The sequence below is a fragment of the Natronococcus occultus SP4 genome (assembly GCF_000328685.1).
GTDB classification, from domain to species: domain Archaea; phylum Halobacteriota; class Halobacteria; order Halobacteriales; family Natrialbaceae; genus Natronococcus; species Natronococcus occultus.
Window position 1 is genome coordinate 1,770,662 of the sequence record NC_019974.1, and the last position, 15,233, is coordinate 1,785,894.

16 protein-coding genes are annotated in these 15,233 nt (G+C 67.3%); 9 read left to right on the plus strand and 7 right to left on the minus strand.

What is annotated here, in order from left to right; all coding sequences use genetic code 11:
- Positions 1-21 precede the first annotated feature (21 nt).
- Entirely contained in the window at positions 22-312 is a 291-nt protein-coding gene (locus tag NATOC_RS08765) for a hypothetical protein (protein ID WP_015321075.1), read from the plus strand.
- 66 nt (positions 313-378) lie between these two features.
- Here NATOC_RS08765 and NATOC_RS08770 read toward each other — a convergent pair whose 3' ends face one another.
- On the minus strand, positions 379-1,530 hold the full coding sequence (locus tag NATOC_RS08770; RefSeq protein ID WP_015321076.1) for a Gfo/Idh/MocA family protein: 1,152 nt from the start codon (positions 1,528-1,530) through the stop codon (positions 379-381).
- Between the two features lie 133 nt (positions 1,531-1,663).
- On the opposite strand from NATOC_RS08770, the gene NATOC_RS08775 reads away from it, so the two are divergent.
- Positions 1,664-2,809, plus strand: coding sequence for a zinc-dependent alcohol dehydrogenase (locus tag NATOC_RS08775; RefSeq protein ID WP_049888709.1), 1,146 nt, complete (start codon positions 1,664-1,666; stop codon positions 2,807-2,809).
- Between the two features lie 20 nt (positions 2,810-2,829).
- On the opposite strand, the gene NATOC_RS21805 is transcribed toward NATOC_RS08775, so the two are convergent.
- The 4 genes from NATOC_RS21805 to NATOC_RS08790 are packed head-to-tail and all read right to left on the minus strand — an operon-like array spanning position 2,830 to position 5,889.
- A complete protein-coding gene (locus NATOC_RS21805) occupies positions 2,830-2,982 on the minus strand; it encodes a hypothetical protein (protein WP_157224605.1) in 153 nt (50 codons plus the stop codon).
- 33 nt (positions 2,983-3,015) lie between these two features.
- Complete coding sequence (locus NATOC_RS08780; protein WP_015321078.1) at positions 3,016-3,315, minus strand: hypothetical protein; 300 nt, start codon at positions 3,313-3,315, stop codon at positions 3,016-3,018.
- A 22-nt stretch (positions 3,316-3,337) separates the two neighbouring features.
- Positions 3,338-4,570 carry a threonine ammonia-lyase gene (gene ilvA, locus NATOC_RS08785; RefSeq protein WP_015321079.1) on the minus strand — a complete coding sequence of 411 codons (1,233 nt, stop codon included), beginning with the start codon at positions 4,568-4,570 and terminating at the stop codon, positions 3,338-3,340.
- The gene (locus NATOC_RS08790) at positions 4,567-5,889 is read right to left on the minus strand and encodes an amidohydrolase (protein ID WP_015321080.1); all 1,323 of its coding nucleotides are present in this window, start codon (positions 5,887-5,889) and stop codon (positions 4,567-4,569) included. Before NATOC_RS08790 ends, ilvA begins: the two co-directional genes overlap by 4 nt.
- A gap of 123 nt (positions 5,890-6,012) precedes the next feature.
- Here NATOC_RS08790 and NATOC_RS08795 point away from each other — a divergent pair, with 123 nt between their 5' ends.
- From NATOC_RS08795 to NATOC_RS08820, 6 genes are all read left to right on the plus strand, one after another.
- Complete coding sequence (locus NATOC_RS08795) at positions 6,013-6,981, plus strand: NAD(P)-dependent oxidoreductase (RefSeq protein WP_015321081.1); 969 nt, start codon at positions 6,013-6,015, stop codon at positions 6,979-6,981.
- A gap of 4 nt (positions 6,982-6,985) precedes the next feature.
- Entirely contained in the window at positions 6,986-10,207 is a 3,222-nt protein-coding gene (locus NATOC_RS08800) for an FAD-binding and (Fe-S)-binding domain-containing protein (RefSeq protein ID WP_015321082.1), read from the plus strand.
- Between the two features lie 131 nt (positions 10,208-10,338).
- Positions 10,339-10,683, plus strand: a complete 345-nt coding sequence (locus NATOC_RS08805; protein WP_245549699.1) for a helix-turn-helix domain-containing protein — start codon at positions 10,339-10,341, stop codon at positions 10,681-10,683.
- The gene (locus NATOC_RS22805) at positions 10,680-10,910 is read left to right on the plus strand and encodes a hypothetical protein (protein ID WP_245549700.1); all 231 of its coding nucleotides are present in this window, start codon (positions 10,680-10,682) and stop codon (positions 10,908-10,910) included. Before NATOC_RS08805 ends, NATOC_RS22805 begins: the two co-directional genes overlap by 4 nt.
- A gap of 217 nt (positions 10,911-11,127) precedes the next feature.
- The gene (locus tag NATOC_RS08815) at positions 11,128-11,523 is read left to right on the plus strand and encodes a VOC family protein (RefSeq protein WP_015321084.1); all 396 of its coding nucleotides are present in this window, start codon (positions 11,128-11,130) and stop codon (positions 11,521-11,523) included.
- 101 nt (positions 11,524-11,624) lie between these two features.
- On the plus strand, positions 11,625-12,197 hold the full coding sequence (locus tag NATOC_RS08820) for a hypothetical protein (protein WP_015321085.1): 573 nt from the start codon (positions 11,625-11,627) through the stop codon (positions 12,195-12,197).
- Between the two features lie 3 nt (positions 12,198-12,200).
- On the opposite strand, the gene gdhB is transcribed toward NATOC_RS08820, so the two are convergent.
- Together gdhB and NATOC_RS08830 are read right to left on the minus strand one after the other, a co-directional pair.
- A complete protein-coding gene (gene gdhB / locus NATOC_RS08825; RefSeq protein WP_015321086.1) occupies positions 12,201-13,484 on the minus strand; it encodes a glutamate dehydrogenase GdhB in 1,284 nt (427 codons plus the stop codon).
- A 1-nt stretch (position 13,485) separates the two neighbouring features.
- Entirely contained in the window at positions 13,486-14,664 is a 1,179-nt protein-coding gene (locus NATOC_RS08830; protein WP_015321087.1) for a M24 family metallopeptidase, read from the minus strand.
- A gap of 137 nt (positions 14,665-14,801) precedes the next feature.
- Here NATOC_RS08830 and NATOC_RS08835 point away from each other — a divergent pair, with 137 nt between their 5' ends.
- Positions 14,802-15,161, plus strand: coding sequence for a 4a-hydroxytetrahydrobiopterin dehydratase (locus NATOC_RS08835; RefSeq protein ID WP_015321088.1), 360 nt, complete (start codon positions 14,802-14,804; stop codon positions 15,159-15,161).
- Positions 15,162-15,233: the final 72 nt, after the last annotated feature.

Below are 15,233 nucleotides of genomic sequence, written 5' to 3' on the forward strand. Positions count from 1 at the left end.
TCCGGAAACAATAGTTCGAGCATGACCGAGTCCGGCGACCGATCGACCGACGAGGACGTCCTCGAGCCAGTTGGCAGCGACGCGTCCCCCGCAGTCTCCGGCGCCGTCAGGGACGCGCTGTTCGACACGGTCGGAACCCTCCTCCTGCTCGCGCTCGCGCTCCTGTGTCTGGCGGTCGGCGTCCAGCTACTGCTTACCGGCTCCGCCGGGGCCGCGTTCGTCCTCGCCGGGGGCGTCCTCGGAATCGGCTGCGTTCTCGTCGCTGCGGCGTTCGATCTCGTTCCCTCGTTTCACGAGCGGTTCGTCGACTGAGCCGGCGTCTACGGTCCAGTGAACGCCGAACGGACACCGCCGCGATACTGAGGGCGGCACGCCCGGTCACTCGAGCTCGACCCACTCGCCGCGCTCGTCGCTGTCCTCGATCGCCGCGAGGACGCGCTGGGCGGCCAGCCCGTCCTCGAAGCTGGGCTCGAACTCCTCGCCGCTTTCGACGGCGGAAAGCAGTTCGTAGTTCTCGTGGACGAACGTGTGCTCCCAGCCGATGACGTGGCCCGGCGGCCACCAGTGGTCGACGTAGGGGTCGTCCGCGTCGGTCACGAGGATCGTCTCGTAGCCGCGGTTCTCGCCCCGGCGCAGCACCTCGAGCTCGTTCAGGCGCTCGAGGGAGAACCGGAGACTGCCCTCGCTGCCCTGGATCTCGATCGTATGGTCGTTCTTGTGGCCCGTCGCGTACCGGGTAGCCTCGAGGGTCCCCATCGCGCCGTTGGCGAACTCGAGCTGGGCCGAGTAGGCGTCGTCGACGGTTACGGGACGCGTCTCGACGGCTTCGCCGTCTCCTCGAGACTCCTCCGGAGTCTCGCCGACGGGACGCTCGTCGACGAACGTCCGCAGGTGGCCGCTGAGCCGCTCGATATCGCCCGCGTGCTGGTCGTCGCCGACCAGGAATCGGACGAGGTCGACCGTGTGGGCGCCCAGATCGCCCAGCACGCCCGAGCCCGCCATCTCCTCGTCGAGACGCCAGGCCCACGGCGCCTCGGGATCGACCAGCCAGTCCTGGAGATATCGGCCCCGGACGTGGCGGATCTCGCCGATCTCGCCGTCGTCGATCAGTCGCTTGGCGTACCGGATCGCCGGCACGAACCGGTAGTTGAAGGCACAGCCGTTGGGAACGCCAGCGTCGCGTGCGGCGTCGGCCATCTTCTCGGCCTCTTCGAGGGTCGGCGCCAGCGGCTTCTCGCAGAAGACCGGCGTCCCGGCCTCGAGGGCGGCGATCGACGGCTCGGCGTGGACGTGGTTCGGCCCGAGATTGTAGAAGACGTCGACGTCGTCGACGACGTCGCGCCAGTCGGTCGCCGTCTCCGCGAACCCAAGCTGATCCGCGGCCTCCGAGAGCGCCTCCTCGTCGCGGCCGACGAGGACCTTGCGCTCGACGTCCGGGGCGTCCGGGAAGAACATCGGCAGCCGCGCCAGTGCGTTCGCGTGGGCTTTCCCCATGAACCGGTAGCCGAGTACGCCGACTTCGAGGGTCATGCGCGATCGTTCACCACAGATGTAGTTAGAAGTTTCCGTCTCGCAGCGGTTTTCCGGCGCTCGGCTCGCTCGCGCACCCGTTGCGAGCACAGGCCGCGCCCTTACCCGAACGGTCAGCATGACTGTGCCCGTAATGCAAGCACTCCGCTGGCACGGCGAACAGGACGTCCGTGTCGACGACGTCCCCAAGCCCGAGATCGAGGAACCGACGGACGCGATCGTCGAGATCACCGCGACGGCGATCTGTGGCTCCGATCTGCACCTCTACAACGACTTCATGCCGGGGATGCAGGAGGGAGACATCTTAGGCCACGAGCCGATGGGCGAGGTCGTCGAGGTCGGCGAGGAGGTCGACAACCTCCGCGAGGGCGACCGCGTCGTTATCCCGTTCACGATCAGCTGTGGCTCCTGTTGGTTCTGCGGGAACGACATGTACTCGCTGTGTGACGAGACCAACCCCAACGCCGAGATGGCCGCTGAGTCGATGGGGCACTCCCCGGCCGGCCTCTTCGGCTTCTCGCACACGCTGGGCGGCTACGACGGCGGACAGGCCGAGTATCTGCGAGTGCCCCACGCCGACGTCGGCCCGATCAAGATCGACTCGAACCTCTCGGACGAGGACGTCCTGTTCCTCTCCGACATCTACCCGACGGGGTACATGGCCGCCGAGAACGCCGAGATCGAGGAGAACGACACGGTCGCGGTCTGGGGCTGTGGCCCCGTCGGCCAGTTCGCCATCCAGAGCGCCTGGATGATGGGCGCCGACCAGGTGATCGCCATCGACCGGATTCCCGAGCGGCTGGACATGGCCCAGGGTCACGCCGACACCCAGGTGATCGACTACTCCGAGGAGGACGTCTACGATCGCCTGATGGACGCGACCGACGGCTACGGGCCCGACCGGTGTATCGACGCCGTCGGCTCGGAAGCCCACTCGACCTGCGTCGACACCGTTCCCGACGAGCCCGACCGTCCCTACGTGATCCAACAGGCCGCAAAGTCCTGTCGCAAGGGCGGCACACTCTCGATCCCGGGCGTCTACATCGACGGGATGGACGACGCGCCGATGGGTCCGATCATGAACAAGGCCCTGACGATAAACACCGGCCAGACCCACGTCCAGGCCTACCTCGACGAACTGCTCGAGACGATCGAGGACGGCCAGATCGACCCCGCCGAGATCATCACCCACACGGGCGATCTCGACGACGGTCCCGAGATGTACGAGAAATTCAACGGGAAGGAGGACGACTGCGTCAAGGTCGTCCTCGAGCCCTAGCGCGGGCGTCCGTCACGTCGCTACGCGTCGAACGGGCGATCGGCACCGTCCTTCTCCCCGTTCGATCGCCCTCGACTCGCCCGTAGCTGGGCGAGAACCGCGCCCGCGAAGGCGTAACCGGCGATCGGGAGCGCGACCCGTACCGTCAGGGAGACGACCTCGAGGACGCGCACGAAGACACTGGGATCGCCGAACGAACGGGCTCCCTACAGCAGCTGTGCTCCCGTCCCGACGAGGACGGCTCCCGCAGCACTGCCCACCGCAACCGCGACGACGAATCGACGGTACCCCCGAACCAGGTCGATCCGCCGACCGAGGACGTAGCCGACCCCGATCGCGATCGCGGCGAGGAGCAGCTGGCCGAGGATACCGACCGCCGCTCCGTACGCGGCGACCATCTCTTCGCGGGTGCCAAGCGTCGGCAGTACGCCCGGATCCTCGCCGCGCTGGACGAGGCCGCCGAGGATCTCGGTCGCCCGAGAGAGGAGGACGACCAGCGCGGCCACGAGGGCGGCGACGCGTCCCTGACTACTCGAGGTCGCTCTCGACGACCGCGACGTCCTCGAGCTCCCCCAGCGACTCGAGGACGCCCCGGAGGTGCTGCGGGCCGCTCCCCTCGAGCCCGACGGTCACGGGAACGCGGTTCGGATGATCGTCGGGCCCGCGACGGGTGCGCTCGAGGACCTCCAGCGCCGCGCCCTCGGACCCGACGGTCTCGACGAGGTCGCCGACGGTCGTCGGCCAGCCCGCGACCGCCAGCCGGGCCTCGGCGTAGCGGCCGAGCTCCCCGAGCCCGGTGCGGGTCAGCTCGGCGTGCTCGGAGAGGTTGACGTTGCCCCCGGAGACGACGACGGCGACGTGCTCGTCCCCGAGGTCGGTTTCTTCGGAGAGTGCGGCGGCCAGCGGGGCCGCGCCCGCGGTCTCGGCGACCGTCTTCGCCCGCTCGGCGAGCAGGGTGACCGCGGTCGCGAGCTCGCGGTCCGTGACGCCGACGACGCCGTCGACGACCTCGCGGGCGTTCGCAAAGGTGGTCTCGAGCATCCGCGTGTCGGCGATCCCCTCCGCGACGGTGTCGACGTCCGCGAGTTCGTGGATACGGTCGTTCTCGAGGGTGGGTTTGGCGTGGAGCGCCCCTTCGGGCTGGACGCCGATCACGCGAACGTCGGGGTCGGCGGCCTTCAGGACGGTGCCGATCCCCGAGATCAGCCCGCCCCCGCCGATAGCGACGAGGACGGTATCGAGCTCGGGGTACTGCTCGAGCAGCTCGAGGCCGACGGTTCCCTGGCCCGCGATGATCGCCTCGTCGTCGAAGGGGTGGACGAACGTCTTGCCCGTCTCCTCGGCCCGCTCGAGGGCGTACTCGTAGGACCGTTCGTAGATCTCGCCCTCGACGATCACCTCGGCGCCGTAGCCGCGGGTGGCCTCGATCTTCGCCGCGGGGGTGACCTCGGGGACGACGATGGTCGTCTCGATCCCCAGGAGGTCGCCCGCCAGCGCGACGCCCTGGGCGTGGTTGCCCGCGCTCGAGGCGATCACGCCCGCCTCTCGTTCGCGCTCGGAGAGCTGGGCCATCCGGTTGTACGCCCCCCGGATCTTGAACGAGCCCGTCCGCTGGACGTTCTCGAGCTTGAGCCCGACCGACGCGGCCCCGCTCAGCTCGGCGAACGTCCGCGAGGTGTCGAGCGGCGTGCGGTGGACGACGTCGCCGATCCGATCGCGGGCGGCCTCGACGTCATCACGGGAGATCCGGCGATCGCTCACCGCCTCCCCTCCGTCGCCGGTGACGACCGCGATCCCGCTCGAGGCCCTCGATCCTCGAGCGCTCGGATCGTCTCGACGAGGACGGCGGCGCCGTGCTCGAGGCTGCGCTCGTCGACGTCGAAGTGGGGCGTGTGGTGGCTATCGGGGTGATCGGTGCCGACGATCAGATAGGTTGCGAGTCCGCCGTCCTCCTGGACCCGCTCCATCAGGAAGGTCGCGTCCTCGCTCGCGCCGAAGTCGGCCTGCTCGACGACGCGGTCGATCCCGTCGACGCCGCGGGCGACGTCGGCGACCACGGCGGCGAGTTCGGGATCGCTGTCGGCCCGCGGGGACCTGCTGACGACGTCGACCTCGGCCTCGCAGTCGTGTAGTTTCGCCGCCGAGCGGACGACCCGCTCGAACCGCGATTCGACGTACTCCATCAGCTCGGTCGTCTCGCCGCGTGCCTCGGCCTCCATGCGGGCCTTCTCGGCGATAACGTTGCTCGCGCTGCCGGCCTCGGCGTAGCCGACGTTGACGCGGGTCATCCCGTCGCTGTGGCGCGGGATCGCGTAGGCGTTCTCGATCGCGGTCCCCATCGCGTGCATGGCGTTGGCCCCCTCCTCGGGCGCCTTGCCCGCGTGGGCCGACTCCCCCTCGATGTGGACGTCGAGGTGACACATCGCGAGCGGTTTCTCGATCCCGGCGACGACCTCGCCCGTCGGGTGATCGAGGCCGACGTGGGCCGCGATCAGGTAGTCCAGATCGTCGGCGAAGCGGCTCTTTGCCATCGGACACCCCCCGCCGCTGACCTCCTCGGCGGGCTGGAAGAAGACGACGAGTTTGCCCGAAAAGTCGCTCTCCGTGATCGCTTCCAGCGCCGCGAGCCCCCAGGTCATGTGGACGTCGTGGCCGCAGGCGTGCATCGCGCCGTCGATCCTCGAGCGAAAGCCCTCGGCGGCTGGACGGTGTGCACCGTCGTCCGCCTCTTCGATGAACAGCCCGTCGATGTCGACGCGCAGGCCGATCGACGGCCCCTCGCCGCGGTCGAGCACCGCGACGGCGCCGGTGTTCCCGTCGGCCATACACTCGAGGACGTCCTCGTCGGCGCCCCACTCGCGAGCGCGGGTGAGCCAGTCCTCGAGCCGCTCGTCGGCGGGAACGGCCATCCGGTCGGCCGGATCGTAGGCGTCGGCGCCGACGGCCAGCTCGTCGACGCCGATGCGCTCGAGCTCCTCGACGAGGCGGTACGTGGTGTAGAACTCCCGCCAGGCGGGCTCCGGGTGACGGTGGAAGTCCCGGCGAACGGCGGAGAGTCGGTTCCGGATCGGTTCGCTCATGGGAGTCGATGACGCCCCCCACGAACTTAATTGTACACAATTGTCGTTAACGTCGGCTACACAAAAAGGATAAGGTAGATGGTGACAATCGTACGCCAACGCGTCGCTCAGGCGTGAACTATCATGAGCAAGCCAGATATCGTCGTCCTCCGCGAGGGGACGGAAGGACTCTCGATGGAATCGTACGCCGAAACGCTGCGCGAGCGCCTCCCCGAGGCGACCGTCGAACTCGCCCGCACGCCGAAGGAAGAACGGGAGCTCGTCCCGCAGGCCCGGATCGTAACGGGGGTCACGATCGAGGAGGAGCTGCTCGAGGACGCGGATCGCCTCGAGCTGTTCGCGTGTACGTTCGCCGGCACCGACCACGTGCCGATGGACGCGCTGGCCGAACACGGCGTGGTCGTCACGAACGCGAGCGGAATCCACGCGCCGGGCATCGCCGAGCAGTCGATCGCGAACATGCTCGTCTTCGCGCGGAACCTCCACGAGGGGTGGCGGCGCAAATCGAACGGCGAGTGGCGCCACTTCCAGTCCCGCGAGTTCACCGACAGCACCGTCACCGTCGTCGGTCTCGGCTCGATCGGCCAGGAGATCGTCCAGCGACTCGAGGGCTTTTCCGTAGAGACGATCGGCATCCGCTACACCCCCGAGAAGGGCGGACCCACCGACGAGATCCTGAGTTTCGAGGAGGACGACGTCCACGAGGCGTTCTCGCGCAGCGAGTACGTCGTGCTCGCCTGCCCGCTGAACGACCTCACTCGCAACCTCGTCGACGAGGACGCGCTGGCGACGCTGCCGCCCGAGGCCGTGATCGTCAACGCGGCACGGGGCGGCATTATCGACACCGACGCGCTCGTCTCGGCGCTACAGTTCAACGGGATCCGGGGCGCCGCCCTCGACGTCACCGACCCCGAACCGCTCCCCAACGACCACGAGCTCTGGGGCCTCGAGAACTGCCTGATCACGCCCCACACGGGCGGCCACACGCCGAAACACTGGGATCGGCTGGCCGACATCGTCGCGACGAACGTCGACGCGCTCGAGGACGGGCGCGGATTCGAAAACGTCGTGTTCCGTCCGGACTCGAGTTGAGTTCATGGCCAGCGACGACACCCGGTCGGCAACCGACCACGGTGACCGGACGACGACCGATCACAGCGATCAGACCGCGGCCCCCGAGGACGTGCAGTTGGGGCCGCCCGACGATCCGCGAGCCGAGGATCCCGCCGCCGACTCGAGGGCCGACTACGACTACGTCGGCGGTGGGATCGACCGCCCGAAACTCGTCTCCGACCTCCGGCGACGGATCGACGGCGAGGTCCGCTTCGACGAGTACAGCCGCCAGCTGTACGCGACCGACGCCAGCGCCTACGAGATGACGCCGATCGGCGTCGTCCTCCCCCGATCGACCGAGGACGTCGCCAGCGTCGTCGCCTACTGCGCCGACCGGGAGATTCCGGTGTTGCCGCGGGGCGGGGGAACGAGCCTCGCGGGCCAGGCGGTCAACGAGGCCGTCGTCCTCGATTTTACCACGCATATGGGCGACCTCCTCGAGATCGATCCCGACGGACAGCGGGCGACCGCGCAGGCGGGGGCCGTTCTCGCCGAACTCAACGACGAGCTCGAGCCCCACGGGCTGAAGTTCGCGCCCGACCCCGCCGCGGGGAACCGCAGCGCGGTCGGCGGCGCCGTCGGCAACAACTCCACGGGCGCCCACTCGCTGCAGTACGGCAAAACCGACGCCTACGTCGAATCCTGCGAGGTCGTCCTCGCGGACGGCTCCGTCGAACGGTTCGGCGAGGTCACGGTTGCGACGCTGCGCGAGCGGGCCGGTCCCGATGGATCCCTGTTCGAGCGCATTCACGAGGCACTCAGACGGGTGATCGACGAGGAGAGCGAGGCGATCGCCGAGGCGTACCCGCAACTGAAACGCAACGTCTCGGGGTACAACCTCGATCGGCTCGTCGCGGAGGCCTACGGCCGTCCCGACGCCTTCGACGAGAACAGCGGCGACTCCGTCGACATCGACGGCGAACCCGACCCCGACGCGACGGTCAACCTCGCGCGGGTCTTCGCGGGCAGCGAGGGGACGCTGGGCGTGCTCACAGAGGTCGAGGTCTCCCTCGAGCCGATCCCCGAGACGACGTCGGTCGCACTGCTGACCTACGAGGACCTGCTCGAGGCGATGGCCGACGTCGACACCATCGTGCGGAACCACGACCCCGCGGCGATCGAGGCGATCGACGACGTGTTGATCGACCTCGCCGAGCGAACCGAGGAGTTCGCCGACGTCGTCGCGAAGCTGCCTGCGGGCACCGAGACCGCACTGCTCGTGGAGTTCTACGCCGAGGACGACGACCACGGCCGCGAGCAGGTCGCGGAGCTGCTGGCCGATCGGCTGCCCGACGATACCGTCCCGGATCCGACCGCGGACGAGGACGACACGGACGCCGCGGGGAACGCGACCGCCTCCGGCGACCCCGTCCGCGCTTTCGACGCGCTCGAGGCCCACGCGCCCGACGAGCGCGCCGAGCTCTGGAAGCTCCGCAAGAGCGCGGCGCCGATCCTCCTCTCGCGCACGTCGGACGCAAAACACATCTCCTTCATCGAGGACACCGCGGTCCCGACCGAGAACCTCGCGGACTACGTCGCCGACTTCAAGGAAGTGCTCGCCGATCACGACACGTTCGCGAGCTTCTACGCCCACGCGGGACCGGGCTGTATGCACATGCGACCGCTGGTCGACACGAAAAGCGAGGCCGGACTCGAGGAGTTCGAATCCCTCGCCGACGCGGTAACGGATCTGGTCGTCGAGTACGGCGGCTCGGTGTCGGGCGAGCACGGCGACGGCCACGCCCGCACCCAGTGGAACCGCAAGCTGTACGGCGAGGACGTCTGGGAGCGCTTCCGTGATCTGAAGTCGGCGTTCGACCCCGACTGGCTGCTGAACCCGGGCACGGTCTGTGGCGATCATCGGATGACCGAGCACCTGCGGTTCGACCCCGACTACGAGTTCGAGGCCGGCTTCGAGCCCGCCCTGCGCTGGGAGAACGAGAACGGCTTCCAGGGGATGGCCGAACTCTGTCACGGCTGCGGGGGCTGTCGCAGCGACCAGGAGACCACCGGCGGCGTCATGTGTCCGACCTACCGCGCGGCCGAGGAGGAGAGTCTCAGTACGCGGGGCCGAGCGAACATGCTCCGCCAGGCGATGAGCGGCGACCTCGAGGCCGAGGCCACCGACACGGAGTTCCTCGCCGAGATTATGGATCTCTGTATCGGCTGCAAGGGCTGTGCGCGGGACTGTCCGAGCGAGGTCGACATGGCCAAGCTCAAAGCCGAGGTCGAACACGCCGCCCACCAGGAAGGCGGCGTCGGGCTCCGCGAGCGCCTGTTCGCGAACGTCGATCGGCTCAACGCCGTCGGCTCCGCGCTGGCGCCTGTCTCGAACTGGGCCGCGTCGCTGCCCGGGTCCGGGCTCGTCGCCGAGACGGTCCTCGGGATCGCTCGCGAGCGGGACCTCCCGTCGTTCGCCGACGAGAGCCTGGCGGACTGGTTCGACGCTCGAGGGTCGCGAGTCGATCCCGCAGAAGCCGACCGCAAGGTCCTGCTCGTCCCCGACGCCTACACCAACTACAACCACCCGCGGGCCGGGAAGGCGACGGTACAGGTCCTCGAGACCGCAGGCGTCCACGTCCGGATCCCCGAGGACGTGACGGCGACCGGCCGTCCAGCCCACTCGAAGGGCTTTCTCGACGTCTCTCGCGAGCGCGCTCGGACGAACGTCGAGGCGCTCGCTCCCTCCGTCGAGGACGGCTGGGAGGTCGTCGTCGTCGAGCCCTCCGACGCCGTCATGCTCCAGTCGGACTACCTCGACCTGCTCGCGGGCCCCGACGTCGAGGCCGTCGCCGAGAGCACCTACGGTGTCATGGAGTATCTCGAGCGGTTCGATCTGGTCGATCGGCTCCCGACCGCAGCGCCCGGCGAGGCGCTGACCTACCACGGCCACTGCCACCAGAAGGCGACGAAGAAGGACGGCCACGCGGCGAGCGTCCTCGAGACCGTCGGCTACGAGGTCGACGCGCTCGACTCGGGCTGTTGTGGGATGGCCGGCTCCTTCGGCTACGAGGCCGAACACTACTCGCTCAGCCGGAAGATCGGCGACGTTCTCCTCGAACAGATCGACGGCAGCGACGGCGAGACGGTCGTCGCCCCCGGCGCGTCCTGCCGGAGCCAGATCGCGGGCTACGACAACCACGAGGAGCCACCCCACCCGATTGAGAAGGTCTCCGAGGCGCTGTCGCGTAATCCGGATCGCTAAACTCACCACAAGCAATTCTATTCTCTTGATCGTCACCGTGAACGGACAGCTGTCGCACGTCGAGTGGAATACACACATACAAGAATACATTTATACTCATGGTCCGGTTATCTCGGGTAGAGGGATCGACCGTGCCGATCAGCATCGACGAGTTCGACGAGTACGAATCACGAGACCAACACGACACGAACGCGCGACGAGTCGTTCGGTTCCTCGCCGAAAATCACGAGCAGGCGTTCAAAGCGACCGAGATCGCCGAGGCGACCGAAGTGAACGAAAACTCGATCCAACCCGTACTCAACCGCCTCCGTTCGCGTGGGCTGGTTCGTCACAAGCAGCCGTACTGGGCGATCGGTGACCTCGAGCGCGTTCGAAACGCGTTCGTCTTCCGCTCGACAACCGAGTTCCTCGACGAGAAACTCGGTACGGAGAGCCGCGAAGACTGGCTGACCGCCGCGAAAGCCGACGACGAATGACCGATCGGCAGCCGACGTTCGACGACCTCGAGCGTGGACACGTTGTTCTTGCGCCGGATCCGTTCACGGAGACGGAAGACGCAACGAGACCCTGGGTCGTTATCAACAACGAGACACACCCGTTCGACTCGGAGCAGTACGTCGTCATGGGACTGACCACGCGAACCTGGTACGACGCTCGTATCCCGCTCGAGGAGGACGATTATTGCCACCGGCGTGCACCTTGAAATAGCTCGATCGTTCCGCATGCGGTCGCGTCAGTCCAACCGACGTTGATCGCGGACTACGTCTGTCGAATCCGTTCTGATCCGCTCGATGTGGCGGTTGAAATGTTGCTCGCGTATCTCCGGTGATCACGTTTCTCGATCGAGCCCTGCGTACGGAGAATTAGTATGATCGGACCGAAGAGCTGTGTATGCATCAACTAGCCGTGGGCGATAGACTGTGAACCTCACCGGGATCGACCACGTCGTGCTCACCGTCGAGGACGTCGACCGAACCTGCGCGTTCTACGAGGCGCTCGGTGCCGAGGTGGTCACCTTCGACGACGGACGGACGGGCGAGCGGCGGGCGCTACGGTTCGGCGACCAGAAGATCAACCTCCACCCCGTCGACACGGACGTCGAGCACGTCGCCGCGGCGCCGACCCCCGGTGCGGGCGATTGCTGTCTGCTGACCGAGACGCCGATCGCCGAGGTCGAGGCACGCCTCCGCGAGTGCGACGTCGAGATCGTCGAGGGGCCGGTCGAACGAACCGGTGCCGTCGGCCGACTCGAGTCGGTGTACGTCAGGGATCCGGACGGCAATCTGGTCGAGATCGGGCGGTACGAGGACGACTGATCCGACGTTCGGGCGCACAGCGCCACTGTGCAACGCTTCCCACATCTATTTTCACAGAGATATCTGAGAAAGTATTTATGCAGCTCCACCGGAGCGCACGTATGAAACGCCGTGCGGTCCTCGGGATGATCGGCGTGGGCGTCGTCTCGTCCGGGGTGTTGGGCGATCCGGCCGAACACACCGACCGAGAGTCGCTGGCGGAGCGGTTCGAGTGTGAGGCGCCGTCGCGGCCAGCGTGCAACCCCGGGAGCACCGATGTCGACCGAACCGACGACGGTACCGGCCCGGAACCGTACCCCGACCCGCCAGCCGCCGTCGACGACGTCCTCGCGTTCGTCCGCGACCACGAGCGAGCGTACGCCAAAAACGAGGTTCGCTGTTCCCGGGAGCGACCCGAACGGCTTGGCGACTACCGGATCGAGTTCGACGACGTCGAACGGTTCGACTGGTACGACGGAATCCACGTCGTCCGCGTTCGGTACGCGGAGACAGTAGGCAGCGCGGACGACGGGGTGCCGTGGGCGACGACCGACGGCTACGGCGGCGCCGTCTACGGCGTCGACGAGACGGCTGCGGTCAGAACCGGCCTCTCGCTGGGACCGTCGGGAACCCTCCCGAGCGAGGCGGGAACTCCCGACCCCGTAGCGTCGGGGACGCTCGTCGACTGCTTCTGAGCGTCAGGGCCAGAGCCCGCGGGTTGCCTTCGCCTCTGCGATCCGTGAGAGCGCGACGACGTAGGCGGCGTCGCGCCAGCTCAGGTCCTTCTCCTCGACTTCCGTCCGGACGTCGTTCCAGGCGTCGAGCATCTTCGACTCGAGTTCCTCGTTGACCTCCTCTAAGCTCCACTTGCGGCGGTTGATGTCCTGGAGCCACTCGAAGTAACTCACCGTCACGCCGCCCGCGTTCGCGAGGATGTCCGGAACCACGGGGACGCCGCGCTCCTCGAGGATCGTGTCCGCGGCGAACGTCGTCGGTCCGTTCGCACCCTCGATGACGACGTCGGCAGCGATGTCGTCGGCGTTGTCAGCGGTGATGACGTTGCCGATCGCCGCGGGGATCAACACGTCGACGTCGAGTTCGAGGATCTCCTCGTTCGAAAGCGTCTCGGGAGCGTCCTGCTCGAGGACGGCCTCCGGCTCCTCCTCGTGGGTCGGGATCGACTCGATGTCGAGCCCGTCGGGGTCGTAGATCGCCCCGTTGACGTCGCTGACGGCGACGACGTCGGCACCCCACGACTCGAGCAGGCGTGCGGCGTTGGCGCCGACGCTGCCGAACCCCTGGACCGCGACCGTCACGTCCTCGAGCTCTTTCTCGTAGTAGTCGACGGCCTCGCGGGCGATGATCGCCGTCGAGCGACCGGGCGCCTCCTCGCGGCCGTAGCTGCCGCCGATAACCGGCGGTTTCCCCGTGACGACGCCGGGGATCGTCTCGCCCTGTTGCATCGAGTAGGCGTCCATGAACCAGGCCATCGTCTGGGCGTCGGTGCCCATGTCCGGCGCCGGCACGTCCGTCGTCGGGCCGATGACGTACCGCAGCTCCTCGGCGAACCGGCGGGTGAGCCGTTCCTTTTCGTCGTTGCTCAGGGACTTTGGATCGACGGAGATCCCACCCTTTCCGCCGCCGAAGGGGAGATCCATCACGGCACACTTCCAAGTCATCCACATCGAGAGGCCGGTACACTCGTCGGCGTTGACCTCGGGGTGGTACCGCAGTCCGCCCTTGTAGGGGCCGCGGACGTCGTCGTGCTGGGCGCGATACCCCGTGAAGACCTCCACCGAGCCGTCGTCGCGCTCGAGCGGGACCGACACCTGCTCGACGCGCGTGGGGTGTTTGAGACGTTCGATGACGCCGTCGTCGACGTCGATGTGTGTCGCGGCGCGTTCGAGCTGGCGGCGAGCCGTAACCAGCGCCGAGTCGAGCTGTTCCTCCGGTTCGGTGTCCTCCGGTTGCTGTGTACTCATCTTACGCTGTGAACAATTTTTGCGGGAACTCCGCAAGTGTTTCGACTCCGTTTTCCGTGACGACGAACGTCTCGCTGATCTCCATCCCGACCGCCTCGGTCCAGATGCCCGGGATCATGTGAAACGTCATCTTCTCCTCCAGGACGGTCTCGTCGCCCGGACGGATGCTCGCGGTGTGTTCGCCCCAGTCCGGCGGGTAGCCCAGTCCCATCGAGTAGCCGATCCGATCCTCCTTCTCGATGCCGTGCCGGGCGATCGTTTCGCGCCAGGCTTCCTCGACGGCCTCGCAGGTGACGCCGGGCTCGGCGACCTCGAGGGCGGCCTCGATCCCCTCGACGACGACGTCGGCCGCCTCCTCGAGTTCGGCTGGCGGGTCGCCGACGAACGTCGTCCGGGCCAGCGGCGAGTGATACCGATGGCGACAGCCCGAGAGCTCGATGATCACGGGGTCGCCGTCCTCGAACTCGCGGTCGGTCCAGGTGAGGTGAGGCGTGTCGGTGTGATCGCCTGCTGGCATCAGCGGGACGATCGAGGGGTAGTCCCCGCCGAACTCGTCGGTCCCACGAATGAGGGCGTCGTAGATTTCGGCAGCGACCTCGTACTCGGGCACGCCCTCGCCGATCGCGTCGATCCCCGCCTGCATCGCGTTCTCCGAAATTCGGGCGGCTTGACGCATGTACTCGAGTTCCTGCTCGGATTTCTTGATGCGGACCCAGCCCACGAGCAAGGTCGCGTCCTCGAACGTCGCCTCGGGGAGGTTCTCCTGGAGGCGCGTGTACGACTTCGCGGTGAAGTAGGCGGCGTCCATCTCGAGGCCGATCCGCCCGTCGGCGACGTCTAACTCCTCGAGGACGCCCGCGATGTAATCCATCGGGTGTAGGTCGTGGGGCGAGTGGACGTGGTCGTCGCTGTAGGATCGGATGTGCTCCTCCGAGAGCCACGTCGTCGCCCGCGCGCCGCCCGCGTCCATCTCGCGGCCGACCCAGACCGGTTCTTCGCGCTCGGTCGTCACGACAACGGCCTGGTGGACGTAAAACGACCAGCCGTCGTACCCTGCGAGATAGTTCATGTTCGCCGGGTCGGAGACGACGATCGCGTCGAGATCCTCCTCGCGGAGCCGTTCTTTGGTCCGTGACAGCCGTCGTTCGTACTCCGCTTCGTCGAAAATTGCCTGGGACATGTGGGCTCTACCGGGGAGGTCGTTCAGCGACGATAAAAAATTTGTGTATAATGATTACAGTAACTGTGTACGATTCGGCTCGTAGCCGAACAGCCGTGCCGATCAGTTACATGGGTCGGGAGCCCATAGGTCTGGGTATGACAGAGTCCCAACTCGCGGATAGGGAGTGTACCGCCTGCACCGGCGACGAGGACCCTCTCGAGGGCACGGAGCTGATCGAGTTCTTCGAGGAACTCGATCGAGACGTCTGGGAGGTCGTCGACGAACACCATCTCGAGGGCACCTACGCGTTCGAGGACTTCCGGGACGCACTGGAGTTCACGAAGGAGGTCGGCGAACTCGCAGAAGAGGAGTTTCACCACCCCGACATCCACCTCTCGTGGGGGGAAGTGGTGATTGAGCTGTGGACTCACAAGATCGACGGCCTCCGGGAGACGGATTTCGTTATGGCCGCCCGAATGGACCGGTTCTACGAGGAGTACGACGATCCGGAGTAGCGCGGTTGGGAGCGAGCGCGGTTGGGAGCGAGCGCGGTTGGGAGCGAGCGCGGTTGGGAGCGAGCGCGGTTG

Excerpts from the sequence above, each read along its gene's own strand:
- gdhB (WP_015321086.1), bottom strand. The coding sequence starts at position 13,484 with ATGAGTACACAGCAACCGGAGGACACCGAACCGGAGGAACAGCTCGAC.
- NATOC_RS08795 (WP_015321081.1), top strand. The coding sequence starts at position 6,013 with ATGAGCAAGCCAGATATCGTCGTCCTCCGCGAGGGGACGGAAGGACTC.
- NATOC_RS08820 (WP_015321085.1), top strand. The coding sequence starts at position 11,625 with ATGAAACGCCGTGCGGTCCTCGGGATGATCGGCGTGGGCGTCGTCTCG.
- NATOC_RS08835 (WP_015321088.1), top strand. The coding sequence starts at position 14,802 with ATGACAGAGTCCCAACTCGCGGATAGGGAGTGTACCGCCTGCACCGGC.
- NATOC_RS08765 (WP_015321075.1), top strand. The coding sequence starts at position 22 with ATGACCGAGTCCGGCGACCGATCGACCGACGAGGACGTCCTCGAGCCA.
- NATOC_RS08790 (WP_015321080.1), bottom strand. The coding sequence starts at position 5,889 with ATGAGCGAACCGATCCGGAACCGACTCTCCGCCGTTCGCCGGGACTTC.
- NATOC_RS08775 (WP_049888709.1), top strand. The coding sequence starts at position 1,664 with ATGCAAGCACTCCGCTGGCACGGCGAACAGGACGTCCGTGTCGACGAC.
- NATOC_RS08770 (WP_015321076.1), bottom strand. The coding sequence starts at position 1,530 with ATGACCCTCGAAGTCGGCGTACTCGGCTACCGGTTCATGGGGAAAGCC.
- NATOC_RS22805 (WP_245549700.1), top strand. The coding sequence starts at position 10,680 with ATGACCGATCGGCAGCCGACGTTCGACGACCTCGAGCGTGGACACGTT.
- NATOC_RS08830 (WP_015321087.1), bottom strand. The coding sequence starts at position 14,664 with ATGTCCCAGGCAATTTTCGACGAAGCGGAGTACGAACGACGGCTGTCA.
- NATOC_RS08800 (WP_015321082.1), top strand. The coding sequence starts at position 6,986 with ATGGCCAGCGACGACACCCGGTCGGCAACCGACCACGGTGACCGGACG.